The 22,924-nt window shown below is 55.8% G+C and carries 23 protein-coding genes; 8 read left to right on the top strand and 15 right to left on the bottom strand.

What is annotated here, in order from left to right; all coding sequences use genetic code 11:
* Window positions 1–234: 234 nt before the first annotated feature.
* Entirely contained in the window at window positions 235–1,668 is a 1,434-nt protein-coding gene (locus tag SV7mr_RS19645) for an arrestin family protein (protein WP_145275919.1), read from the bottom strand.
* On the bottom strand, window positions 1,643–2,542 hold the full coding sequence (locus tag SV7mr_RS19640; protein ID WP_145275917.1) for a TniB family NTP-binding protein: 900 nt from the start codon (window positions 2,540–2,542) through the stop codon (window positions 1,643–1,645). Before SV7mr_RS19640 ends, SV7mr_RS19645 begins: the two co-directional genes overlap by 26 nt.
* Before the next feature lie 252 nt (window positions 2,543–2,794).
* Here SV7mr_RS19640 and SV7mr_RS19635 point away from each other — a divergent pair, with 252 nt between their 5' ends.
* Window positions 2,795–3,634, top strand: a complete 840-nt coding sequence (locus SV7mr_RS19635; protein WP_145275915.1) for a TVP38/TMEM64 family protein — start codon at window positions 2,795–2,797, stop codon at window positions 3,632–3,634.
* Between the two features lie 70 nt (window positions 3,635–3,704).
* Entirely contained in the window at window positions 3,705–4,229 is a 525-nt protein-coding gene (locus tag SV7mr_RS19630; RefSeq protein ID WP_419187637.1) for a PH domain-containing protein, read from the top strand.
* Here SV7mr_RS19630 and SV7mr_RS19625 read toward each other — a convergent pair.
* Genes SV7mr_RS19625 through SV7mr_RS19615 form a run of 3 tightly spaced genes read right to left on the bottom strand, consistent with a single transcriptional unit; the run spans window position 4,189 to window position 6,849 of the window.
* Window positions 4,189–5,049: a class I SAM-dependent methyltransferase gene (locus tag SV7mr_RS19625; protein WP_145275911.1), complete on the bottom strand. Its 861-nt coding sequence runs from the start codon at window positions 5,047–5,049 to the stop codon at window positions 4,189–4,191. The genes SV7mr_RS19630 and SV7mr_RS19625 overlap by 41 nt on opposite strands.
* Complete coding sequence (locus tag SV7mr_RS19620) at window positions 5,046–5,597, bottom strand: methylated-DNA--[protein]-cysteine S-methyltransferase (RefSeq protein ID WP_145275909.1); 552 nt, start codon at window positions 5,595–5,597, stop codon at window positions 5,046–5,048. Before SV7mr_RS19620 ends, SV7mr_RS19625 begins: the two co-directional genes overlap by 4 nt.
* A 40-nt stretch (window positions 5,598–5,637) precedes the next feature.
* Entirely contained in the window at window positions 5,638–6,849 is a 1,212-nt protein-coding gene (locus tag SV7mr_RS19615) for a nucleoside monophosphate kinase (RefSeq protein WP_145275907.1), read from the bottom strand.
* Between the two features lie 499 nt (window positions 6,850–7,348).
* Here SV7mr_RS19615 and SV7mr_RS19610 point away from each other — a divergent pair, with 499 nt between their 5' ends.
* Complete coding sequence (locus SV7mr_RS19610; RefSeq protein WP_419188487.1) at window positions 7,349–7,813, top strand: acetolactate synthase; 465 nt, start codon at window positions 7,349–7,351, stop codon at window positions 7,811–7,813.
* 221 nt (window positions 7,814–8,034) lie between these two features.
* Here SV7mr_RS19610 and csrA read toward each other — a convergent pair whose 3' ends face one another.
* Window positions 8,035–8,259 carry a carbon storage regulator CsrA gene (csrA, locus tag SV7mr_RS19605; protein ID WP_145275903.1) on the bottom strand — a complete coding sequence of 75 codons (225 nt, stop codon included), beginning with the start codon at window positions 8,257–8,259 and terminating at the stop codon, window positions 8,035–8,037.
* A 475-nt stretch (window positions 8,260–8,734) separates the two neighbouring features.
* On the bottom strand, window positions 8,735–9,199 hold the full coding sequence (gene fliW, locus SV7mr_RS19600) for a flagellar assembly protein FliW (RefSeq protein ID WP_145275901.1): 465 nt from the start codon (window positions 9,197–9,199) through the stop codon (window positions 8,735–8,737).
* 214 nt (window positions 9,200–9,413) lie between these two features.
* On the opposite strand from fliW, the gene SV7mr_RS19595 reads away from it, so the two are divergent.
* The 4 genes from SV7mr_RS19595 to SV7mr_RS19580 all read left to right on the top strand — a co-directional run bounded on the left by SV7mr_RS19595 (window position 9,414) and on the right by SV7mr_RS19580 (window position 12,616).
* Window positions 9,414–10,040 carry a TerB family tellurite resistance protein gene (locus tag SV7mr_RS19595; protein WP_419187636.1) on the top strand — a complete coding sequence of 209 codons (627 nt, stop codon included), beginning with the start codon at window positions 9,414–9,416 and terminating at the stop codon, window positions 10,038–10,040.
* A 52-nt stretch (window positions 10,041–10,092) separates the two neighbouring features.
* The gene (locus tag SV7mr_RS19590; RefSeq protein ID WP_145275897.1) at window positions 10,093–10,896 is read left to right on the top strand and encodes a methyltransferase; all 804 of its coding nucleotides are present in this window, start codon (window positions 10,093–10,095) and stop codon (window positions 10,894–10,896) included.
* A 227-nt stretch (window positions 10,897–11,123) separates the two neighbouring features.
* On the top strand, window positions 11,124–11,498 hold the full coding sequence (locus tag SV7mr_RS19585) for a hypothetical protein (RefSeq protein WP_145275895.1): 375 nt from the start codon (window positions 11,124–11,126) through the stop codon (window positions 11,496–11,498).
* A 221-nt stretch (window positions 11,499–11,719) separates the two neighbouring features.
* A complete protein-coding gene (locus SV7mr_RS19580; RefSeq protein WP_145275893.1) occupies window positions 11,720–12,616 on the top strand; it encodes a hypothetical protein in 897 nt (298 codons plus the stop codon).
* A gap of 41 nt (window positions 12,617–12,657) precedes the next feature.
* On the opposite strand, the gene SV7mr_RS19575 is transcribed toward SV7mr_RS19580, so the two are convergent.
* The 5 genes from SV7mr_RS19575 to mnmA form a co-directional block, all read right to left on the bottom strand.
* The gene (locus SV7mr_RS19575; RefSeq protein ID WP_145275890.1) at window positions 12,658–13,557 is read right to left on the bottom strand and encodes an NAD(+)/NADH kinase; all 900 of its coding nucleotides are present in this window, start codon (window positions 13,555–13,557) and stop codon (window positions 12,658–12,660) included.
* A 68-nt stretch (window positions 13,558–13,625) separates the two neighbouring features.
* The gene (gene dxs / locus SV7mr_RS19570) at window positions 13,626–15,539 is read right to left on the bottom strand and encodes a 1-deoxy-D-xylulose-5-phosphate synthase (RefSeq protein WP_145275888.1); all 1,914 of its coding nucleotides are present in this window, start codon (window positions 15,537–15,539) and stop codon (window positions 13,626–13,628) included.
* A gap of 142 nt (window positions 15,540–15,681) precedes the next feature.
* Window positions 15,682–16,728 carry a polyprenyl synthetase family protein gene (locus SV7mr_RS19565; protein ID WP_419187635.1) on the bottom strand — a complete coding sequence of 349 codons (1,047 nt, stop codon included), beginning with the start codon at window positions 16,726–16,728 and terminating at the stop codon, window positions 15,682–15,684.
* A gap of 81 nt (window positions 16,729–16,809) precedes the next feature.
* Window positions 16,810–17,121, bottom strand: coding sequence for an exodeoxyribonuclease VII small subunit (gene xseB, locus SV7mr_RS19560; protein WP_145275886.1), 312 nt, complete (start codon window positions 17,119–17,121; stop codon window positions 16,810–16,812).
* Between the two features lie 114 nt (window positions 17,122–17,235).
* Window positions 17,236–18,411: a tRNA 2-thiouridine(34) synthase MnmA gene (gene mnmA, locus SV7mr_RS19555; RefSeq protein ID WP_145275884.1), complete on the bottom strand. Its 1,176-nt coding sequence runs from the start codon at window positions 18,409–18,411 to the stop codon at window positions 17,236–17,238.
* Between the two features lie 89 nt (window positions 18,412–18,500).
* Here mnmA and prfB point away from each other — a divergent pair, with 89 nt between their 5' ends.
* Window positions 18,501–19,619, top strand: coding sequence for a peptide chain release factor 2 (gene prfB, locus SV7mr_RS19550; RefSeq protein WP_145275882.1), 1,119 nt, complete (start codon window positions 18,501–18,503; stop codon window positions 19,617–19,619).
* Between the two features lie 43 nt (window positions 19,620–19,662).
* On the opposite strand, the gene SV7mr_RS19545 is transcribed toward prfB, so the two are convergent.
* From SV7mr_RS19545 to SV7mr_RS19535, 3 genes are all read right to left on the bottom strand, one after another.
* A complete protein-coding gene (locus tag SV7mr_RS19545) occupies window positions 19,663–20,022 on the bottom strand; it encodes a hypothetical protein (RefSeq protein WP_145275880.1) in 360 nt (119 codons plus the stop codon).
* 284 nt (window positions 20,023–20,306) lie between these two features.
* On the bottom strand, window positions 20,307–21,596 hold the full coding sequence (locus SV7mr_RS19540) for a glucose-1-phosphate adenylyltransferase (RefSeq protein ID WP_145275878.1): 1,290 nt from the start codon (window positions 21,594–21,596) through the stop codon (window positions 20,307–20,309).
* A 277-nt stretch (window positions 21,597–21,873) separates the two neighbouring features.
* Complete coding sequence (locus SV7mr_RS19535) at window positions 21,874–22,851, bottom strand: ferredoxin--NADP reductase (RefSeq protein WP_419187634.1); 978 nt, start codon at window positions 22,849–22,851, stop codon at window positions 21,874–21,876.
* Window positions 22,852–22,924: the final 73 nt, after the last annotated feature.

The following is a 22,924-nucleotide window of genomic DNA, read 5'->3' as shown; positions in this document are numbered from 1 at the left end:
ACGTTGTGATCGGTGAGGGCTATTTCCAATGATGAGCGCCGTCAAAGCAACCGCGACATCATCGAGCAAGATGGAGTAAATCATCCGCTGGCGGAGCAACATTGCCCCGGCAGCGGCAAGGCGTGAAGTGTATCGCTGAGTCCGGATTATTCCTAGTTGGCAGTCACCAGAATTGGCGGCAAATCACCGCGGAAAAATGGAATGCGGGTCTCCGGCCAGAGAATCAGCGGTGGGTCATTTTTCCAGGACCTGGATTTGCAGGCGGTCGTGCTGGTGATCCCAGCCGATGACTCTGCCTCGAAAGCTCAGCGGATCGCGCCCAGTGTGCTCGAAGTCGTCGCCTGATTGGTGGGGGACAAACAGAACCAGCCCGAGTCGAGGGGCTTGGGACGTCGCCCAGACCGCATAGCCATCGGGATAGACTTTGGGATCATCGGGGCCGCTGTACAGCAGGCGGCGTTCGATCACGGCTTGAATGTCGAAATCAATGCCTTGAAGTGCCTGAACAAGCAGATCAATTTGATCTTCATCGCTGGCTGATTTCGCGTCACGCAGGTGCTCGGCGGCTTCGGAAAAACTCAGTTCAGCCCCGCTGGATTCGCCGCGATCGCTGGCCTGTGGCATGATCGGTTCGGCGTTGTCTTGGTCATCGTCGTCCCAAGATCTGGCCGGTGTGGGGTCCGGTTCGTTACCGCCGGGGACGATTTGCAGTTTCAGAATGTGTTTCCAGTCCGGCCAGCGTGGAATGTCAACGCGTAGTTCCAGCGTCCATCGTAGATCGTTGTCGCTCAAGTCAAAGGAATAGGGAACGTCGTCGGGGACGGGGAATTGCAAGTCAAATTCCTTGCGTTCCCCAGCACGAAGCACGCTGGTCGGTTGCAGTTCTTCCAGGCGATTGAAAAACTTATGTCGGTGTGTGGTTCGATTGCTGCCGCTGCCACTGACGCAGACCTCTTCGCCAATCAGTTCGGCCACGATGCAATTGACGGGGACCTGGCGTTTGGGTTGCAGTGCCAGTGACGCGACGATGGTCTCGCCTGGGCTGATTCGCTCTTGCTTAAGATCGACTTCGACTTTGCCTAACAGCCAGCGCGGCAGGATCCATTTGATGACTGCAAATGTTGCCAGGGGCAGCGTGATCAACCCGATGATCAAACCGACCAGCGGTTCGGACATCATGAAGAACACAAACACGGCCACGAAGGCACCGAGGATGGCCAGGATGATGCCACCGACGAAACAGCCCGCTTCAAAAGTGCTTTTGTTCTGTTTGGAAAGCAGTGGCGCATCGGGACTGGTGGGGCGAACAATGAACTCCGATTCGGCCTTGGGGTCAAACGACCACGGCACGTAAGCTCGTGCAGAAACGTAGTGGTCAATGTTGATATAGTGCCCGTGATAGCTAGGCGGCCAGGAGCTCACGCGGAGTTCGAACGGATAGCTATGTGTCTGGTCCGGCTGCCATTCGCCTTGATAAAGGGTCAGGGATTCCGTGGTGCCGGAGGCTTTATTGCCACGCCCGTGAGTTTGCCAGCCAGAACTGACTTCTAGCTTCTTGCAATTCACGTTGGCGGTGGACATCACGTGGACTTTGCCGCGGATGGTATCACCGTCTCGGTACACTCGATTGGGGTCTTCGAGTTCAATCGATAAATCGCATTTGGCCATGATCGTTTACTTGCTGCTGGACAATTTCGTACAGGTAGTTTTCCATTGACCGGATGTTGGTTCCAAAACGTTGGATCAGCATCGCGGCGTCATGCGTGCTAAGGTGAGGCACAGGTTGGTCAGGCAGGCGGCGCGACGCTTCGATTCGGCGATTGAAAATCGCTTGAATTTTGTCCGCCGAAATGGTTGCGCCGACTCGCTGGGTGACACTGCGATAGCCGTAATAACGCAGCCAGGGTGTCAGGTTGCGATGCGTTGCCAACAACAGAGGGATTCCGCTGCTGAAAAGCTTACGCCTGACTTTAAAGGGAAGTCGCTGGGCTTCATCAATGATCAGCAGCGGTGCTTCGGGGATGACCGGACAGGGTTGCCACTGGGGCAAATAGACGTACGCCGCGCTGGGGAATTGCCCCCACATCGCCAATAAATGCGAGGACTTGCCACGCCCACAGCGGCCGATCAATTGGTAGGCCCGGCGTGGTTGCAAGGTTGCACTCAAGGACGTGGAGCCAGAGGACAGGTTGTCGTCGGGGATGTTGCGTTGCGTTTCCGCTTGATCGCAAAGCACGTCGATCATTGGCTGAACAGAGACCACGGCCAGGTCACTGCGTTCTTGTCGCGTCAATTCGCCAAACGGATTGGTTTTCAGGTTTGCTCCCGGCCAACGCACGGCCAACGACGCTTGCCTGGGCAGCGTGTTTGGGGCAGGCGGCGGTGACTTCGTTGCGGGCATCAATGGCAAATGGGAAACGCAAAACGCGGGTGAGCTGATGAAACGCGTGCAGGAATCCAAGGGCGTCTTGAGCGGTGGATTGCACTGACAGCCGACTCGTCGTGAGTCGGTTGTCAATTCAAGGTGGCGATCAACAGACATTCTACGTGCTCGCCGGGCTTGCATGCAAACGCTCAGGCTGTTTTCAAACGCTGGGCTGTTTTCAAACGCTGGGCTGTTTTCAAACGCTGGGCTGTTTTCAAACGCTGGGCTGTTTTCAAACGCTGGGCTGTTTTCAAACGCTGGGCCTGGGGAGTCGTCCGCTTTCGCAAGTCAGCCTGATGTGTTCTGCCGCGTGGTCTGGCTACAATGGCTGGACTGTTGTTTAATTCAAGGCCGCCTGTGTGATTGTGAATGACTGAAGCTTTACCGCCACCTGATGGACCTGATTTTGATCGGGAACCGGCGACAGGATCTGTTGTGGATCGTCGATCGAGCCTTTGGCAGAGATTTCGTGTGCTGCATTTCGCCGGACTGTTGATTGCGATCGCAGGGTTTGGCTGGCTGTTGGTTCGGGTTTCCCAAGCAGGCCAGGGATGGGATCCGCTGGCTACGTTATCAGGCTTGGATTTGGCCTCGCCATGGGCGCTCGGATTGTTCATTCCGGTGGGTGTCTTGGCGATGTTAATGTTTACGCCAAAAACAGCGGTTAGCATGACCGCTGGCACGCTTTTCGGCACAGTCACTGGATGCTTGGCGATGTTGTTTGTCGCTCTGATTTCCGCATCGATCGGCTATTTGATCGGCCGCGCTTTCGGGCGGTGGTTTCGCAAACCCCAAAAACAGCTGGCGGTGTCGGCTGACCAGACACCGCGGTCATCGCCGCCCTCACTGCGTCAGGCGATGATGATCTTGGGGCGAGACGCTGGTGTCGGGGTGCACTTGCTGGTTCGATTGGCGCCGATTCCCACAGGGGTGATCAGCTATTCTATGGGGATCGTTGGTGCGAAGGTTGGTCCCTTTCTAATCGCTGCGGTGCTGGGATTGGGACCTCAATTCTTGTATGTTCATGCTGCTTCTGCGTTGTTGCATGCCGGGGAGAATGCTTTCTGGCAGCAACTGACGGGGGCTGTTAGCTTGACAATTGCCGTCGCGGCCAGTTTGTTGTTGCCTCCGGTTGCCATTGAACAGTTGAAACAGATTCGATCCACTGTGACGTCAGAACGCAAGGGTGACGTCAGAGATCAAGGGTGACGTCACTGACAATCGCTGAGTCACGTTTCTCGATCCTTCTTCATCGCTCCTTCAACCAAGCATCATGACCATGGAAGAATCGTCCTCCGAATCAACCACAGAATCGGTCACAGAAACCGTCGCAGAGCCTGCTTCGTCACCGACTGCCGATCAGGCTTTGCAGCATGCCGGCGACAAAACCCTGCACAAAATTTATCCATCGAAAGTCGATGGTTGGATCGCAGTGCTTTTGATGCTGGGGCCATTGGTGACGCTCGGTTTGGCGGGTTACGCCATGTTGCACAATGAAGGTCAAGCATCAATGATCTTGTTAGCGGTTGGGGCGGTGACGTTGTTGACCACCGCGCTGGTCACCATGCCCTGCCGTTACACGATCGCCAAAGACAATTTGGCGATTCGGTGTGGCGTGGTCTTTTACCGAGTACCGCTCAAGCACATTCAGTCTGCGGAACTCAGTGGCAGCTGGCTCAGTGGGCCAGCGCTTTCGCTGAAACGCGTTCGAGTGAGCACTGGAACGAGAAGCTATCTGGTCTCGCCGCTGGACCGCGAGCAATTCATTCAGGATTTGAAGGCTGCAATCGCTTCGCAAACGTGAACTCATTGCAGCCCCAGCCAGCGGTTTGCGTTTGCAGAAAGGTCAGGTGAAAGCCTTGTTCATGCAGTGGCATGATGATCTCTTCTGGCTTGGCGACTTCAAATGGCAAACCACCGACCCAGTCGACCCAGTCGTGCCAAGCAGACATGCCGCGATCCCGTTTCTTGGCGGCCCAATCTTTGAATGGCAGGGGGTTTTGTCCTTTGGCCAATCGTGCTGCGGCAAACTTGAGTTCGTAGCAGCTCGCGATCCCCAGCACCCAGCCGCCGCGTAGCATCTTGGGCAGCCGATTGTAGATTCGTTTGATCCGCAACCAGCGACCGCTGGCACCACCCTGATCATTGTAGATCGCGAGGCTGAAAGTGCCGCCCTCGTTCACGCAGTTGGCGGCGTTCTTGATCGCCTGGGCCATGTCCCCGGTGTGATGCAGCACACCCCAGCTGTAGACGATCTCGAATTGACCTAGCGATTGCATTTGTTCGGCGTCCAAGACGGAGCCTTGCATGATTTGCCAGCGCTGGGCCAGTTGTGGTTGTTCCGCGGCAAGCGATGTTTGCAGCTGGACGCCGCAGTCAACACTGTCGCGGTCGTAATCCAGTGACACGACTCGCTCTGCGCCCAGCAGCAACGCGGCCAATGAAAACAGACCACTGCCACTGCCGATGTCCAAAAACGACCTGCCCGCTAACGGTTGGTCCGCTTCAGGATCGAGCGACAAAATGGATCGCAAGGACAGGCAGGCTTGCTGAATGCGTTCCTGGTCGACTTGTTTTAAAAAGGCCTGCCAGTTTTCGCCAAATTGAAATCGACGCTGATTCATTGCGATTCCAAGTTCAGTAAAAAGCGTTTGGAATCAAGGCCGCCCTGTGCGCTAAAGCCTCGCAACGAACCGTCGGCACCAACCACGCGATGGCAGGGAATCACCAACAGCAAACGGTTGCGGGCCATCGTTGAGCCAACGGCCCGAGAAGCATTGGGGCTGCCAGCGGCGCTCGCCAATTGCTGATACGTCCGGGTTTCTCCCGCAGGGATCTTGCGACAGTGCTGGTAAACGCGTCGCTGAAAGTCCGTCCAGCCTGTTTCATCAATGCTGATCTCGTCAAACAGTTCACGGCGATCGGGGACGCTGGTGTCGGCATCGAAGTAACGCTGCAAGCAACGATCGAGTTGGAGGGGCAGGCTAGCGGCGTTTGCGGCTGGCTCCAAACCGATTGGCTCCAAAGCGATTGGCTCCAAAGCGATTGGCTCGGTGGGCGGTTGCCAGGAAAGTGCATGCAGTCCTTGCCGATTCCAAGTCGCGTGCATGATGCCCAGTGGCGTTGGATGCTCAGAGCAGTTGTTTGCTAAGGTCAACGGTGCGGTCATCATGTCAGAGGATTTAACTGGGACGGGGGTTGTGGTCGCAGGATTACCCGCGGCGGATTTCACTGCCTTTGAAGTAGATGGCAATTCGATAAACCTTTTGGACCCGGCAGGTGATCGCGCCGGTTTGCAAATCAACCTGCGTGGGGATCTCACGACGGCGCAAGTCGATCACGGCGTGGTAGCCGCGTTCGGAAAAGATGTCGATCAGCATTTGCAATGCCAGTGGGTCGTCTAGCAGATCGTCCTCGGTGCTGACCGCTGCGCGGCCGCTGATGGCATGCCGGATCACGATCGGGACCAACTTTTCTTCAATCAGATCAATGACTTTATGGAACAGTTCCGGATTGTCAAATTCATACCGATCCAAGCGTTCGACGAGGTCGCGCCGAGCATGTTGGATGATGTGACCGGCCAGCGGAATGTCGCCGATTGCATGAAAGGTGCGCGGATCTAGTTCGAGCGAGCTTTGGTATTCCAGTTCGTGCAGGATGTTATCTTGAACAACCGGCAACTCTTCCTGGGCATTGATGAAGTGAAAGTGGAAGATCTGTTTTAACGAAACCAGCGCGTCGTAGGTTTTCTCTTTGAAAACACGATAGCGGTTGCGAGCGAGGTTTTCATCGAAGTCTGTCTCGCGTTTTTCCCACAGTTCACCGATGCCGCTGCGGGCGACTTCTTCGTTATGAGCGATCACCTGGCGACCGCGGTACAGTTGCCGGCGAACGCTTTCTGCTTCGTCAACAAACAAGACCATGATGTGAAAGACGGGCGGTTTGATCTGCGCCAGGTGTGGGTGGGCGATCAGCTCTCGTCGCAAGGCTTTCATGCGGTCGTAGAGCATCTTCAGGCATTCGACTTGCACCTTGGTTCTAGGGAAACCGTCCAAGATCGCACCGTTCTTGAACTGCGGCTCCAGCAGTTTGCGAAACACGAGCCCTACGACTTCACGATCACCGACCATGCCACCTTGGGATTTGATGCGTTTGGCTTCGGGGGTGCTCAGCAATTCGCTGACAACGACCGGTGGTGCACTGATGTCGCGCACTTCACAGATGTAGTCCGTGTTGGTCCCTTTACCGGCTCCAGGGGCACCGCCCAGCAGGATCAATTCGGTGGGAAAGCGAAGGTTCAGTTTGCCATGTTCTGCTTCAAGGTCTTTCCAGACCGAGTTAAAGATGAGCAGCGCGTCTTTGACTTCAAGGTCGGTGTCGGCGATGGCTGGTTCTTGCGATTTGGTTTCGTTCGGGGCGGTCATGGGACAGTTGCGGTGACTGAGCGAGATGAAAACTGCCGATTGTCACGCGTACATGACGAGGCTTCCACGGCAAACGACGCGACATTTCTGGCCGCTGTCGCAGCGATAATTGATGGGTTAAGGCGAGGAATGAAGGAATTCGTGTAGCTTAACAGTTTTCAAATCCTATCGGGTGCAGGATCGCTGAGAAGGTAGCCGCGACAATCTTGCCTCGAAATATCTTCCGCCCTTTGGCGGCGTTTGGGCGCAGGCTGCTGGAGACCGCTGCGATGGTCTGCGATTCAGATTGACTTAGCGAGTCCAGATCTGCACAATGAGGTCACAAACCACGGCCAATCGAGTGGTCAATCAGTGAGTCACGAATTGACCCTTAATGTGGAAACCGCTTACACTTGCATCTGTGTAAGACCGACGGCGGATGGCCAGCTGGGCAGGAAATATCGAGGATACGATGGATTCAGGCGACGACTCTGGTGGTGCAGGAACAAAATTCGAAACCATGCGTGGTCGGAATTTTCCCGCATTGCGTCAGTTCACAATCTTTCTAGAGAACCGCGTCGGCCAATTATTGGAAGTGGTGCGCCGCTTCGAAGGGACAGGGATCCGGATTTGCGCCCTGTCGATTAATGATGCCGCCGAATGTGCCTTTGTGCGGTTTCTTGTCAACGATGCCGATCGCGGTCGAGAAATTCTAGAGCGTAGCGGCTTGGCCTTGATTGAGACCGATCTGATCGGTGTTCAGCTGCCCGAAGGCCCACAACCCCTGCTGCGAGTGTGCACGGCGCTGCTGCAAGCCGAACTGAATATCATCCAAACCTACCCGCTGATCGTCCGCCCCTTGGGCAAGCCAGCGGTGGCGATCATGGTTGAAAATATTGAGATGGCGATGGAGACCCTTAATGAGAAAGGGTTCACGATCATCACTGAGGGTGATTTAGACGACAATCCATCGATTGATCAGTAAGTGAGCACAAGTGCGTTTGCGCATGCCGTGCCGAGTTGCCCACGCGGGAGCCTGCACCATGATCCAACGCGACGCACTGAGTGACTCCACCCATTGTCCCACAATCGCACTGCTCGTTGAAAGCGGCAGCACTGGATCGGGGATCAATCGCTGGAACGAGTTCCATTGCAAGTCATTGAGATGCCCTTAGCGACATCCCCTGCAACGAAGCGGTCGGTTCGCTAATTCTGCGGTGGCTGTGCGTCTTTTGTCGCAGCCGTGCTGGTCTGCGATGATCGGCGGTTTTCGCGCTGGATAGCATCGTAAACCTCCTGGCGGTGCACCGGGATGGATTGTGGGGCTTCAATCCCCAGGCGGACTTTGTCGCCGCGAATATCAACGATCGTGACGACGACGTCGTCGCCAATCATGATGCTTTCGTCGCGGTGTCGGGATAGGACCAGCATATTGGCCTCGACATCATTAAATTTTTGGAGTGTTGATTGGGAGTGCTGGTTGATTGAAAGTAGGGCAATCAGCAGCCATGGATTTAAGGACGCCACCTTCCGTGGAAGTGTTCTTGGTGACTGCCTTGGTTCCCTAAGGAGGTGTTGTTTAGGGATGCTCCCACAGGATGGGATACACCTCTCATCGGACAAGCCCGCCAATAATCTGACAGACTTCTTGGGAAGTCGGCAATTGCCGATCGTGCCGATTCATCGTCTGCGATGGCTTGAGACGAAAGACGCAGTATCAACGGCAGCAAGCGCCGATTAAACGGACTGCATGGCCTGAACTGCGACGCTTTGCAGCAGGCCGACGGGGCGCACTTGGCTGGCCCTGAGGGCGGCTGGTCATGGTGAGTGGGGCTGGAAGCGCGATGGCCAGAGTGTTTTGAGCCAATGGTCGGCCATCGCGAGCGAGATTCTGCCCCCTTATCTGCTAGGCAGCTTTGGGCAGAGCACTGAGGATGGTGCTCTGCAAGTCCGCTTCACTGTGACCAATCGGCTGGCGAATCGGCAGATCTGTTTCAGAAACCACTTGGCAGCCCAAGCGGCGGCCCAAGTTAATGAGGATCGGAGCTCGCAGGTTGGTGACCAGGCCGCGTGAATCCGCTGACAATGTAGTCAGAACATAGATTTCCGCGTCGGGTTTAATGTGTAAGCTGGTCAGGTCTCGGTTGGGGACCTGGACTCGATAGTCTGGGAAGAAGGCGCGAGGGCTGATCAGCGGCAGAGCACGATCACCACGCGAGGCACTTTGCAACCAAGCCACCGACGGGTTTTCGAAGTCTGGCAGCAACGCCCAATCACGCAGCGATTCCATTCCGAAAAGTCCTTGGGGGAACAAGAACAATTGCTCTTGATCAAGGACAAGTGTGCCAAATCGCTGAGTTTGAATCCGCATCACAGGGCTCGGTTCAACAGGGCTTGATAAACTGGAAGGGCAGCGAAGTTTCCGAGCGAGCCAATAAGGGCTGGGCTGGCATGACTTCGTTGACGATTTCCAGAGGTTGAATGATTGGTTAAATTCGCTTAACCAACATCATCGGTATCGGCCTCATGATTCGACAAATCGACAAAATCAAAGAAATTCGCAAAGAACTATGATCATCGGCACCATGAATCTCACCAGAACCCGCGACAGCGGACAGTTCTTTTGCCCTACATGCGAGGGGACCCAGCCGTATCGGTTGCGCGCCGCTCGCCCGTTTTTGACGATCTACTTCATCCCGGTGATTCCTATCGGGGGAAAGGAGTTTCACGTTCGCTGTGGCGGGTGTCGGCAAAAATGGGATACCGGCGTGCTCACGTTGGATCTCGCCGCAGAAGAGGCCTTGCGGGCCGAAGAAGCGATCGAAGAGATCTTGCGAGCCAGCGTCCTGGTCGTGTTGGCCGACGATGTGATCAGCGAGGCCGAAATTCAAGCTCTGCTGAAAATCAGCAATCAACTCTTGCAACGACCGTTGGAGCGAGAGGAGCTGGGGCAACTGTGTTCCATCGCTCAGCAACGCGGCGTGCGTGTGATCAACTATGTGCGGACGATCAGCCATCAGTGGTCTCCGGAAATCAGTCGCATGGCGTTACAATGTATGTTCTTAGCAGCTTCCGCGGAGGGGGAATTGCAGCCACCGCAGATGGAAGGCTTGCTGGAAATTCAACAGATTTTGGGACTGCGCGATGAGGAGTTTCAAAACATCATTGAAGAGTCTTTGCTGATCGAAGAATCTGTGCTTCGCGACCGTTAACGTGACGCATCAACCCACCAGATTGAATCCTTCATCCCGCAGTCGCTTTGCCATGCCTTCTCTTCGCCCGTCATTCTTTGCATCGGTCCTGTTGCTCGCCCTGGTAACCAACGGTTGTGAGCGTCGCCGAACACGCACGGATCTTGATTACAACTATCAGGTCACGCAGGTGATCAACGAGCCAAATTTGCCCAGTGAGCTGGTGCAATTTGAATCGGTGTTTTGGGAGCCGGATGATACAAATTCATTACGTGATCTCTTGCTCAAGGACAACGTCGTTGACGGTCGCCGTGTGCTGGAGATTGGAACGGGGACGGGGCTGGTTTCGTTGTACTGCTTGCTGGGGATGGCGAAGCAGGTTGTGGCAACGGATATTAACCCTGCCGCGGTGGCCAATGCTCGTTACAACGCTGCGATGATGGATTTGGAGATGGACTTCGACGTTCGCCAAGTCCCGCCAGCCGAACCCGGAGCCTTTACCGTCATCAAGCCAGACGAAACGTTTGACTTGATCATTTCCAATCCACCGTGGGAAGATGGCCAGGTCAAGCAGCCCTCTGACCACGCATTTTATGATCCTCAGTTTGCCCTGATGGATTCGATTCTTGATGGCTTGCCTGACCATCTGCGTCTCGGTGGCCGCTGCCTGTTGGTCTATGGGCACGTGCCGGCGATCAAACGCCTGCTGCGCGAAACTGAAAAGCGAGGTTTTCCGGCTAAGATTCTTGATGATCGTCAACTCGATGACTTGGACGTGGATTTCTTGCCCGGCATGATGATCGAGGTCAAGGTGCCGCGTGAGAAACTGTCGCGTGGTCCATCGCGCCAGCCCGCTGCCGAGTCAGCCGGCCAGTGACACTGCCGGCCAGTGACACTGCCGGCCAGTGACACTGCCGGCCAGGCACCTGCCCGGTAGCGGCATCGGTCACCCTGGCGACGAAGTCCCGTCTGTTGAACGGCCTGCTCTGAATCGTGCCGTGAATTTCCGCAAATTATGCCGATCGCATGGAACGGCGCTTGCTGCTTGCTTTACGATGGAGGCAGTGAACCGCTAGATCTCACCCCCGCCTGATTGACCCGCCCATGATTCACTACACCTGTGACCGCTGCAAGCGCGCCATCAATTCACTCTGCGAAACGCGTTTCCAGGTTCAGATTGACATTCAGCCAGCGCTGCAAGCGGAGCTTCAAAACACTGGGCTTCAATACACTGAGCTGGAAGACGTCGACCAGCTCGCTTGCCTGCATGAGCAATTGCAGCGAGAGGTGGAGCAGATCGAACTGAATCCACAGGCCGCCGAGGGCATCGAACAGGCTGATGCTCTGTTTGCCTCCAGCAAAGATGCCCAGCAGGAGTTTCCCGGCAACTTTGACCTCTGTCCGCAGTGTTATCACGCGTTCTGCAAGAATCCACTGGGCGGAGAATCGACGATTCGGCTAGGGTTTAGCAACAACTAGCTAGATCTTGGATTGTTAGCCAGGTTTTGGATTGTTAGCCAGGCAGGGCCGGCTGTGTGTGCGTTTTCGTTCGTCGCTGGCGGCGCGTTTCGTTGGCGGATGCTGTGTGAAGTCCAGGACGCGAGAATCTGTCTCTAAACTTGTCTTGCGTCCAGGCAGCATTTCTGCGAGTTTCACGGTTTGGTTTGTCTACCCGTGAACTCATCAATGGATTTGTGAACATGGTCTGGCGCAATGTTTCCGTAGCGTTGCTTGGTTTAGGTATGGTTGTTGTTGGTTGGGGTGCGTCCCCGCGGAACGATGTTGCCGCTGAAGATCCAGCGGCCGAGAAAACCTATTCGCTGCGTTATGCTTTGAAAGAAGGACAGCAACTGCATTATCAAGTCACGCATGTGGCCAAAACAAAGACTCGGATCAATGGCACCGAGGAGCAATCCAGCGTGCACACGATCAGTGATCGACACTGGGAGGTCGTGCAAGCTGATGATGAATCGCAGACCTTCGATCACATTTTGGATTCAGTCCAGATGACTCAGCAAGCCGGTGACAAAGAGGAGGTTCGCTGGAGCAGCAAGACCGATGAAATTCCTCCGACCAGTTTTCAGAACGTCGCCAGTCAGATTGGCAAAGCGATCTCCACGATTTCAATCAATGCCCGCGGCCAGGAATTGGATCGCGTTGAAGCGCAGCCCAGCAAATCGGGTCGTCTAGGCATGGGAACGCTCGCGATCGCGATGCCTGAAGATCCCATCGCCGTCGGTGCTTCCTGGTCGATCCCACGGGAGATCAAAACCAAGACGCCGGACAAGACGGTCAAGATGATCAAGATTCGTGAACTCTACACGTTGAAAAAAGTCAGCGCTGGCGTGGCCACGATCTCCGTGCGTAGCGAGCCTTTGACACCGATTCATGAAGAGTCTGTTCGTGCTCAGGTGATTCAGCAATTGAGCAACGGCACGATTCGATTTGATTTGGATGCCGGTCACATGATCAGCAAAGAGCTGACCTGGGATGAAACCGTGGTTGGTTTTCAAGGTGCAAGCAGCATGATGGAATATCGTGCTCGCATGACGGAACAGTTTGTCGATGACGTCGTACGAACGGCGACGCGTCCCTAGTGCTTTCAATGAGCCGACGTTGATGGGGCGTGACGCCAAGTTTAGAGCGATCCGCCCCAGCCAAGTTTTTCGCGTAGGGTGTGATAATCATTTTGCCCTGGAACCGCGATCATTCGGAAGTTGCTGGCCGCTCGATGCACCAGCACTCGATCTCCCGGGATCAGTTGGCCCAAGATCCGGCCATCGACAACCACGCTGGTTGATTCGCCTGGGTCTGTCACCGTTAATTCAAACCGCGTCTCTGCTGAATCGACCAGCGGTCGATAGGTCAACGTGTGCGGGCTGATCGGCGAAATCACCACGGCTTGAATCCGTCGCCGCAAGATCGGGCCTCCTGCTGATAAGTTGTGTGCCGTGGAGCCAACGGGAGTGGCCAGAATCAATCCGTCGCACTGGTAACGCGTCGCCAGCATGCCATTGGCGTAAAGATCGATTCCCATGATCTGGTAGGGTGGCCCGCCCAGGACCGCGACTTCGTTGAGCACCAACTGCTGGTTGATCACTTCATTGTCCCGGATCAACTGGACTTCTAGCATCAAGTGATCGATGACTTCGTAGTTGCCGCTGCAGACGTGCGGCCAGACTTCTAGAAACTCGTCTGGCGAAATTGCAGCCAAGAATCCAAGGCTTCCGCAATTGATTCCCAGCACCGGGATTTCTCGTCCGGCCAGCTGTCGGGCGGTTTGCAGAATCGAACCATCACCACCGAGTACGATGACCAGATCAATCTCGGGATCGGTGAACTGATACTCGAAGTCATAGTCTTCGGCAACGATGTCGCAGTACATCGCAATGATGGGACGCAAGCGAGCCGCTTCGCGCTGAACGCGTTGGCGGTCGGGCACGCCGATGATCACAGCCTTTGGCCGTGGGGCTTCCTGACTGAAGGCAACCGGCGGGCTATCGTCATCAGATTCAGCGGAGCGTGGTGGGGCTGCCATGGAGGGCGTACCTGTGCATCGGGCGACCTAGTTCGTCAAGTCACAACATTATCCGCCCGTCGGATCAGTTATGCAACAGGCGTGGCACCTTGGACGGCTTGGCGGCAGCGATCAGCGATGGCTCGTGGACTGAGTCCACATTGATCAAGCAAGCCGTCGCGATCACCGTGTTCCACAAAACGATCCGGAAGTCCCAGTACTTCTACGTTTCGTGTCTCTAATCGCTGGGCGTTAGCGGATTCCAAGAAAGCGGCGCCGAATCCACCAACGATGGTGTTTTCTTCAACTGTTAGAACGAAGCGGCCTTGTTCGATGCTTTGGCGCACCATGTCTTCGTCGATCGGTTTGACAAAGCGAGCATTGACGACGGCGACGTCCAGTTCGCCCTGCAGCATTTCAGCGGCTTCGAGAGCGTTTTCTAACATGGCACCGTAAGCCACGATCACGCCATCGCTTCCAGTACGAACCCAATGCGCTTTTCCTAGCTCGACTTCCGGAAGCGGTTGATCGCTCTTCATCGCGCTGGCTTTGGGATACCGCATGCCCAAGGGGTGATCCTGAGACATCGCGAACTTAAGCATCATGCCGACCTCTTCTCCATACGCTGGGGCCGCAACGATCATGTTGGGGAACAGACGCATGTAGCCAATGTCATAGGTCCCGTGGTGCGTGGGCCCATCGGGGGCGGTCAGTCCAGCGCGGTCCATCATGAAGACGACCGGCAGGTCTTGCAGGCAGACCTCTTGGAAGATTTGATCGTAGCTGCGTTGCAGGAACGTGCTGTAGATATCAACGATCGGCCGAGCGCCTGTCTTGGCTTGGCCGGCCGCAAAGGCGACGGCATGTGATTCACAGATTCCCACGTCGAAGAACTGGTCCGGAAACTGTTCCCGGACGGGTTCCAATTTATTGCCTTGGCACATCGCAGCGGTGATCACCGAGGCGCGTGGGTTGGCTTTCAATTCCCCAGCAATGGCGTCGCGAGCATGCGTCGTAAACGGTGGCATGCCTGAGCTGGATTTGTGGACGGGGATCCCGTCGCGATCTTCAAAAGCAGGGGGCGTGTGGAAGAAAACCGGGTCAGCGGCGGCTGGTTTGTATCCGTGTCCCTTTTCAGTGACGACGTGCAAGAGCACCGGGCCGGACATGCCTTTGACCATCGCCAAATACTTTCGCAGCAGCGGAATGTCGTGGCCGTCAATCGGACCGACGTAGCGGATGTTCAGTTCCTCGAACAACATGCCGCCCAGTAAACCGGCTTTGACACCTTCTTTCATCTGCGCCAAAGCGCGTTCGACGGGATCACCAAACATTGGGATCTGGTCAAGCAATTTGACGACTTCTTGTTTCAAACCCGTGTAGAACGGATTGCCACGCAAGCGATCGAGGTATTGTGCGACCGCACCGACACGATGGCAAATCGACATCTTATTGTCGTTCAGCACGATGGTCATGTCGTTTTGAGTTTCACCGGCGTGGTTCATCGCTTCAAACACAATGCCGCTGGGGAAGGCTCCGTCCCCAATGACGGCAACCGTTCTGCGATCCCGTTGGTCGGCCAGTTGATCGCCGCTGCGCAAACCCACCGCCGTGCTGACGCTGCTGCCGGCGTGACCGGTCATGAACAGGTCGTAGATGCTTTCGTCGGGGTTGGGGTAACCCATCAATCCGCCTTGAGTGCGAATCGAAGGGAAATCGTGATAGCGTCCGGTGATCAGCTTGTGAGGATAAATCTGGTGACCGGTATCCCAGATCAGCCGATCTTTGCGGAAGTCAAATTCACAGTGCAGTGCCAGGCATAATTCGACTACGCCCAGATTGGAAGCAAAGTGAGCCGTCCGCGTGGCCAGTAGGTTGCAAAGCACGTCGCGGATTTCAGCGGCTGTCTGTTCCAATTGACTCGCTGAGAAGTCCTTCAGCGGTGAGGCGTCTGGCAAACTTGCTAGCAGCGGGTGTTTCGGTGTCGATGAAAGGTGGTCCATCGTGGCGTATTTCGTTGAGTGCAGTGAAAGCGTTAAAAGCAGTGAAGTCAACGCGTGAGTCTGGCGACGTTGTCTGTCACGCTGGCCAGCTTGCGTCAGTCATCGGGATTGATGGTGTTGCGTTTGTTGGGGCAGCAGCATTCTAGCGGGTTCGCGATAAAACGAAATCTGCAAGTCCACAAAGGGCGTCGGCAGACTGACCAAACGGTGCCAACCGCTCTTTGCCCCGTTGGACTAACTGTCCGGCAAACTCTCTCGCGCCGGGGAGTCCCAGTAGCCCCGGATAGGTGAGTTTCCCGCGCTCGATGTCTTTACCAACGCGTTTTCCTAAATCGGCTTCTGCAGCAGTATGGTCCAAAAGGTCATCAACAACCTGAAAAGCCAGACCAATCTCGGCGGCGTACGCCTCTAAAGCCGCTAGTTGGGAGGAATCGGCACCGGCGAGCAGGCCACCGATCCGCAGCGAGACCGAAAACAGTGCTCCCGTCTTGCGGCGGTGAATCGATTCCAGGAAGGCCTGCGTTTGTTTGCGCTCGGCTTGGCTGGCTTGATTCTGTTGAATGTTTTTTGCCGCTTGAGCGATTGCAGCAGGCAAATGTCCGGATTCGCAAGCCAGGTCGTCGGCTTGGCCGCCAGCTAAGTTTTCCGGGCCTGCGGCCAGGGCCAGAGCTGCGATCGCTTGAATGAGGTGCTGCGGGTTGCCGCCGGCGTTTCCGGATTGGCCGCACTCCGCCAGTTGCTGAAACGCCAAGGGTTGCAGAGCATCCCCAGCAAGAATCGCGGTTGCTTGATCAAACTTGATGTGAACGGTAGGCCGTCCGCGACGCAGGTCGTCATCGTCCATGGCGGGAAGGTCGTCATGAATCAGCGAATAAGCATGAATCATTTCGACCGCCACGGCCCCGGGCAGGGCTTGTTGGATCGTGCCCCCGCAGGCTTCCGCAGCCATCAGCACTAGCGCGGGGCGAAGGCGTTTTCCCGGAGCCAGCACCGCATAGCGGATCGCGTCCCCGAGACGCTGGGGGCAGCCAGGGCCCAGTTTTCCAGTGGTGGATTCACCGGAGCACGACTCGGTGGCTGCGGTCAGGGCTGACTCGATCGCTGGCAGCAATCGGGCCATGGTTTGTTCGTAATGATGTTGCGGCATCCCGGCAGCAAGTTTCGGTGGTGAGTCAGGTGTTGCAGTCAACGTGGTTCTAAGCTCTGGTGATTGGACGGTTGCTGAGTCAGTTGGCGGCAGCCAAGAGGGATCAAATTCACACTATAGAAGTTAAAACAGTCCACCCGCCGATTTTTGCGGTGAATCACTGACCTGGTCGCCTTCGATGTCAATCGGCTCGGTGACTGGATTGCTGTCCGCGTCCACTTCGGTGAGCAAGGTGATCTTGGCTTCTGCTTGCTTCAACATGCCATGGCAGTGGCGGAGCATCGCGATGCCCTGTTCATAGCGCGCGAGGGACTGGGTCAGGTCCAGTTCGCCGTCTTCGAGTTCATGGACGACTTGTTGGACTTCGCCCAGAGCGGTTTCAAAGTCCAGGTCGTCGTCGTTTGCTTTTTGACGGGCGGTCTTCTTCTTAGCCATGGAGGGTGTCGGTAAGGGGTTGTGTGTCAATGTTGGGCAAGTCAGTTTGCACAAGCCAGCTTGAAGGAAGGTCCTGTTACAGTGCGGTTTGTTACAGCGCGGTTTGTTGCGGTTTTAACGAATCCAGCCGCCGCCGAGCACTTGGTTGTTTTGGTACACCACTGTTGCTTGGCCGGGGGCGACGGCATCAACTGGATGATCGAAGTGCACTTCAAACAGTTCTGAATCATCTGGGTCAACGCGCACCGATGCGGGTTCTGGAGACCCGTTGTAACGGATTTGGACGCGCAGTTGGTCGGATTGATGGGCTTGGTCGAGGGTTTGCTGCAAGCGTTCGTGAGGGATCAGCCAGTTTGCTTGCTGAGCGGATAAGCCGGGCGCGGCCAAGGCTTCTTTTTCAGCCAGCACCACGCGACAGGTGTCGGGTTCAATGCGAACGACAAAGTGTGGCGTGCCGAGTGCGATGCCTAGTTTCTTGCGCTGTCCCACGGTAAAGGCTTCGTAGCCGGGGTGCTGTCCCAGCACGTTGCCTTCTAAATCGACAAAGTCACCGGCCGTCTTGCCGACCATGTCAGGGCGACGCGCTTTGACAAAGTCGCTGTGATGGCCTTGGGTGACGAAGCAGATTTCCTGGCTGTCCTTTTTTCCTGCAACGCCTAGGTTAAGGCTCAGAGCCAGGTCGCGAATCTCTGGTTTGGAATAATCACCCACCGGCAGCAGCATTCGCGGCAGGCGTTCCGGCCGAATGCCAAACAAAGCGTACGACTGATCTTTGCGATCATCCAGGCCGCGATGCAATTGCCCATTGACCATGCGAGCATAGTGTCCGGTCGCCACGTAGTCCGCCATCACGCCATCGGCATAATCAAACAAGCGACCAAACTTGATCCAGTGGTTGCATTTGACGCAGGGGTTGGGAGTTCGGCCGTTTAGGTAGTCGTCGACGAAGTAATCAACGATGCGGCGAAAGTCTGCTTGCAGATCCAAGGAGTAGAATGGAATGCCCATCATCGCGGCGACACGCTTGGCGTCGGCGGCATCGCTGGCGGTGCAACAGCCCTGCTTGTGGTCGGCGCGGCCTTGGGGCAATTCGCCCAAAACCGGCAGCGTAGCGACCGCTGCGTTGGCGGCGCCGTCGCTGTCTGCGGCAGCGGGAACATTGCACTGTTGACTGGATTCTTCACCGTGACGCATGAAAACCCCAATGACTTCGTGCCCCTGCTGCAGCAACAAATGGGCTGCAACACTGGAATCGACTCCGCCACTCATCGCCAGAACCACGCGTGCCATGTATAGTTTCCAACCTTAACCAGTTCAATCGCCCAACCGATTTACCACGAAATCAAGATTCCTCGCGGCGAAAAGGATATAAAATTACGATGGATGCCGAATTAGTCCAACGCACCGAACGGATCGGCAAACGCTTCTCTCAGTTGTCCTCATCGCTTGATTACGCCAGCAAAGCAGGTGAAATCAAGCAGATCGAGGACCAGATGGGGGCACCCGACTTCTGGGACAACAATGAAACCGCCCAGAAAGTCGTCGGACAGCTCAAGGCGCTCAAAGTCATTGTTGGCCCTCTGGATGAATTGTCCAGCAGTGTCGAAGACTTGGAAGCCCTAATGGAGATGGCTCGCGAAGATGAGTCGATTAGCGAAGAGCTGAGCGGCGAAATCGAGCGTCTGGAGGGGATTTTGGACCAGCTTGAGCTCAAAGCGCTGCTCAACGGACCCAATGACGCCGCCGGTGCGATCTTGACCATCAACGCTCGCGATGGTGGAACGGACGCCAACGATTGGGCGGATATCCTGCTGCGGATGTACAGTGCCTGGGCCTCCCAGAACGATTACAAAATCGAACTGATGGATCGGCACGACAACGAAGAGGCTGGCATCAATAGCGCCTCGATCGCCATTCGAGGCCCCATGGCGTACGGCTATCTCAAGGGCGAAGAAGGCATGCACCGCCTGGTTCGCATCAGCCCGTTCAACAGCGAAGGCAAGCGGCAAACCAGTTTCGCCGCAGTCAGTGTGTCGCCCGAAATCGACGATTCGATCGAAATTGAAATCGATGAAAAAGATGTGCGAGTGGACACTTACCGCGCCAGTGGTGCCGGTGGTCAGCACGTCAATAAAACCGATAGCGCGATTCGCTTGACTCACGTGCCCACCAATACCGTGGTGCAATGTCAAAGCGAGCGAAGCCAGCACCAAAACCGCCACACGGCTTGGAAAATGCTACGCGCCAAAATGGCTCGCTTGGAAGAAGACAAACGGGAAGCCGAGATTGCGGCCAAGTATGGAACCCAGGCTCGTACTGGATTCGGTAGCCAGATCCGCAACTACTTCTTGCATCCCGATCAACGTGTCAAGGACACGCGCACCGGACATTATGTTGGCAACTTTAACAGCGTCATTGATGGCAGCGAAGTGCAAGGCTTCTTGGATGCTGTGTTGCGATGGCGAGCAGGAAAGGCGCCCGTGGCCGCAGACGCCTAACCTACTCTCCACGGAGAATTCGGTTGGCAACCAGATCGCCGTCTTAAGCTGCCACGGCGGGTTGGCTGTCGGTTTCCAGCAAGGATTGCAGACGCTCCAACGCGGCGAACATCTCGCTCCACTGACGCACCACATCCATCGTTCGCAGTTTGGTGGTGCGTTCGCTAAGGGCTAGCGATTGAGCGGGCGCTGCGGCCTGGTCAAGTGGAGTGACCTCAAGCGAATCAGCCAGCACTTGGACCAGCTTTGTCGGTTGCTCGTCACTTTGGGTTGACTCGGCCGCCGGGTCGATCGGGAGCACCTGCTGCATGGCTTGATGGATGGCCCAAAGTGCCGCTTTCTGACTTGATTCAGCTTGGACGGTCAATGAAAGCGAGCCGGATTGAATGTGGTAGTGATGCATGGTTCGTGTGTCCTGCGAACGCGAATGAAGGGCCAATAGTCGTTGCCAGGAACTTGGCAAGTGAGACTTCCTTGCCTTGGCAACAGAGTTATCGCCACAGCGGTGACACAACAGGTCACGCAAGAGAGTTGGCAGCCAATGTTTTGAGTCCAGCCGCTGAGAGCGGGAGAGTCAAAACCGGCGACCACATCAGTCGCAGTCCGTCAGGCCCGGTTTTTTGCAGCGGCGTTGACCGTGCAAAAACCGTGGCTAACGCCAAAACGGCCGGTGGGTGCGCTGAGTGCCTAAAACGAGAAATCGTTTTCGACGGTGCCGTTTTTGATGACGATTGCGATGCCGTCGCGAACTTGCAGTGCCTCGTCTTCGCCCATGTGATCCAGGTTTTGTTGATTCGTGATCGTGACGTTGGTTCCGATGCGTGAATTCTTGTCCAAGATCGCTCCGTCAACATGGCTGCCGGCACCGATTCCAATTGGGACGGGGCCTGTCTGCGAAAACTCATGGTCGCGGCTGTAGTCGGCACCCATGACCACGGAGTTTTTGATCACGGCGTTCTCTCCAATCACGGTACGCAAGCCGATGACACTGTTTTCGATTGTCACGTTGCTGCCGATGTAGCAACCGTCGGCGATGATGCTGCCCCGAATGCTAACGTTGTCGCCTACGATCGTGGGCGGCAGGAAACGAGCGCGGCTGTAGATCGGTGCGTTAGCGTCGCCCAGTTGGAACGGCGGCGCCGATCCTGCCAGCGACAGGTTGGCTTCGTAGAAGGCGCGAATGGTACCAATGTCTTCCCAGTAGCCATCAAACAAGTGCATTTGCACTTTGTGCGATTGCAGTGCGTTGGGAAACACTTCCTTGCCGAAGTCTTGGTGATCGTTGCCTTCGAGCAAATTCACCATCACTTCTTTCTTGAAAATGTACAGTCCCATACTGGCCAAGCAGTCGCGTCCTTTGCTTTCGATACCGCGAGCATCGATCCAGCTGGGGTCCATTCGCACTTTGGCAAGCTCTTCGTCGGTTTGTGGTTTTTCGACAAAGCCCGTCACGCGTCCGGAATCATCCAGTTGCATGATGCCCAGTGCGCTGGCGTCTTTGCGATCGACGGGAATGCCGGCGATCGTTGCGTCAGCATCGGCATCGATGTGCGTTTGCATCATGTCACGGAAATCCATTCGGTACAGTTGGTCACCGGAGAGGATCAGCACGTGCTCGATCTCAGGTTGATCGATGTAACGAAGGTTTTTGCGAACCGCGTCGGCGGTGCCTTGATACCAGTCGGTGCCGGAATCCATGGTCTGCTGAGCGGCCAGGAGTTCAACGAAACCACCGGAGAAGCTGTCGAAGGTGTACGCTTGGCGAAGGTGACGGTGCAAACTGACCGACATGAATTGAGTTAAGACGAAGGCGCGTCGCAGACCACTGTTGATGCAGTTGGAGATCGGGATGTCGATCAAGCGGTACTTGGCGGCCAACGGAACAGCGGGCTTCGCACGAATCTTTGTTAATGGGAACAAGCGGGTTCCGCGTCCACCGCCAAGAATCAGCGCGATTGTATTTCTAGAGAGATCCATGATGACCGTAATTCAATTTCGAGAGTGCGAGTATGTGCCCCTAGTTGCCCCAAAACAACATGCGGACCGATGCCATGCAGATTGATGCTGCGTTGAATGGATGCACCACTGTTTCGAACGAAGCCTGCTGGAAACCCAGCGTTGACAGAGCGTTGGTATCAGTGCTCGTTGATGGTCACGTTCTAACAGTTTTAGTATTGATCGAAAAGACACTGCGACAGGTTTGGACCACCCTTTCGACCAATCTCAATCTGCTGATTTCCCTCACCCGGGCAGACTACCAGTATTTCTCAAACCGTACAGCGCCCGGTCCGCTATGGTCATCGGCTTGTCGGAATCCGGCGGCTTCAAGCATTGGCAATAAACCCGGTGTTTCGGGTTCCGGTGCGCCTGGAGGGACATAGCCAATCATTGAGGGATTGCCGCAGAGGTAAACGTAAGTGTTCTCTGGTGACAGCGGGTCGTCGGCGGCTTCGGCCAGTTTGCCGCTGGTGAACAAGTCCTGGAGGTACTGCTTTCCCACGTAGCTGGGCAGCGTCTTGTCCAGGTTGATCGGCTCGCGCGTTGTGCAGGGGAGATAACGATAGTTCGAATACTGGTCCATCAATGAATGGTGCCGCGGCAGGTACACCAAGTCACCCAAGTATCGAACACAGCAGGCGTTGATGATCTTGCCTCGGTGACCGGCTGCCAATAGGCTGGCTGTCATCGCGTTATGCGGTGCCTCACCGGTCCCGGTGCCCAGCATCAAAATCGTGGCGTCTGGTTCGACCTCGCCGATGGTGTAGTGACCGACGATTTTCTTGCCCACTTGGATACGGTCGCCCGGTTGCATGCAGAACAAACGGGGCGTCAACACCGGCGCTGGCTTGTCGGGGGAATCAGCCCCGCGTACCAAGGTGATGTGAAATTCAAGGTAGTCGAGCTGATCAACGGGGGCTAATGCGCCGTCCTGGTCCAGCAGCGGGCAGCTGATCGAGTACGCTCGTTTGGCGACTTTCGATTGTTTCTTTTCGGGAAGATCCTCCGCCTGAGTGCCTTCCAGCCGTGGTTCCCAAAAGCCCAGTCCCAGTGTGACGTATTGGCCCGCGATGAACTCAGGAACGCCTGCATCGGGGCGAATCAGGAATCGAGCCAAGTTTTCATGGTTGTCGATTCGGTCCAGGATTGTCGCGTTGTAGTGCTTTTCACGCAGCTGTTGAGGGTCCATTTCGGGCTGCTGTTTCAAGCCATCTTGCGTTTGATTAGCGGCCACCCATTCCTCTCCCGGATTCCTTGTTGTCTGACTGCTCCGCCTTTATTCGCCGGTTAACGGTGCGCGGAGGGTC

The organism is Stieleria bergensis, from assembly GCA_007745635.1.
GTDB lineage: Bacteria > Planctomycetota > Planctomycetia > Pirellulales > Pirellulaceae > Stieleria > Stieleria bergensis.
The sequence above is the reverse complement of the archived record's forward strand: the minus strand, read 5'-3'. Positions and strand labels throughout refer to the sequence as shown.

Excerpts from the sequence above, each read along its gene's own strand:
- SV7mr_RS19645 (WP_145275919.1), bottom strand. The coding sequence starts at position 1,668 with ATGGCCAAATGCGATTTATCGATTGAACTCGAAGACCCCAATCGAGTG.
- SV7mr_RS19640 (WP_145275917.1), bottom strand. The coding sequence starts at position 2,542 with ATGTCTGTTGATCGCCACCTTGAATTGACAACCGACTCACGACGAGTC.
- SV7mr_RS19635 (WP_145275915.1), top strand. The coding sequence starts at position 2,795 with ATGACTGAAGCTTTACCGCCACCTGATGGACCTGATTTTGATCGGGAA.
- SV7mr_RS19630 (WP_419187637.1), top strand. The coding sequence starts at position 3,705 with ATGGAAGAATCGTCCTCCGAATCAACCACAGAATCGGTCACAGAAACC.
- SV7mr_RS19625 (WP_145275911.1), bottom strand. The coding sequence starts at position 5,049 with ATGAATCAGCGTCGATTTCAATTTGGCGAAAACTGGCAGGCCTTTTTA.
- SV7mr_RS19620 (WP_145275909.1), bottom strand. The coding sequence starts at position 5,597 with ATGATGACCGCACCGTTGACCTTAGCAAACAACTGCTCTGAGCATCCA.
- SV7mr_RS19615 (WP_145275907.1), bottom strand. The coding sequence starts at position 6,849 with ATGACCGCCCCGAACGAAACCAAATCGCAAGAACCAGCCATCGCCGAC.
- SV7mr_RS19610 (WP_419188487.1), top strand. The coding sequence starts at position 7,349 with ATGCGTGGTCGGAATTTTCCCGCATTGCGTCAGTTCACAATCTTTCTA.
- csrA (WP_145275903.1), bottom strand. The coding sequence starts at position 8,259 with ATGCTGGTCCTATCCCGACACCGCGACGAAAGCATCATGATTGGCGAC.
- fliW (WP_145275901.1), bottom strand. The coding sequence starts at position 9,199 with ATGCGGATTCAAACTCAGCGATTTGGCACACTTGTCCTTGATCAAGAG.
- SV7mr_RS19595 (WP_419187636.1), top strand. The coding sequence starts at position 9,414 with ATGAATCTCACCAGAACCCGCGACAGCGGACAGTTCTTTTGCCCTACA.
- SV7mr_RS19590 (WP_145275897.1), top strand. The coding sequence starts at position 10,093 with ATGCCTTCTCTTCGCCCGTCATTCTTTGCATCGGTCCTGTTGCTCGCC.
- SV7mr_RS19585 (WP_145275895.1), top strand. The coding sequence starts at position 11,124 with ATGATTCACTACACCTGTGACCGCTGCAAGCGCGCCATCAATTCACTC.
- SV7mr_RS19580 (WP_145275893.1), top strand. The coding sequence starts at position 11,720 with ATGGTCTGGCGCAATGTTTCCGTAGCGTTGCTTGGTTTAGGTATGGTT.
- SV7mr_RS19575 (WP_145275890.1), bottom strand. The coding sequence starts at position 13,557 with ATGGCAGCCCCACCACGCTCCGCTGAATCTGATGACGATAGCCCGCCG.
- dxs (WP_145275888.1), bottom strand. The coding sequence starts at position 15,539 with ATGGACCACCTTTCATCGACACCGAAACACCCGCTGCTAGCAAGTTTG.
- xseB (WP_145275886.1), bottom strand. The coding sequence starts at position 17,121 with ATGGCTAAGAAGAAGACCGCCCGTCAAAAAGCAAACGACGACGACCTG.
- mnmA (WP_145275884.1), bottom strand. The coding sequence starts at position 18,411 with ATGGCACGCGTGGTTCTGGCGATGAGTGGCGGAGTCGATTCCAGTGTT.
- prfB (WP_145275882.1), top strand. The coding sequence starts at position 18,501 with ATGGATGCCGAATTAGTCCAACGCACCGAACGGATCGGCAAACGCTTC.
- SV7mr_RS19545 (WP_145275880.1), bottom strand. The coding sequence starts at position 20,022 with ATGCATCACTACCACATTCAATCCGGCTCGCTTTCATTGACCGTCCAA.
- SV7mr_RS19540 (WP_145275878.1), bottom strand. The coding sequence starts at position 21,596 with ATGGATCTCTCTAGAAATACAATCGCGCTGATTCTTGGCGGTGGACGC.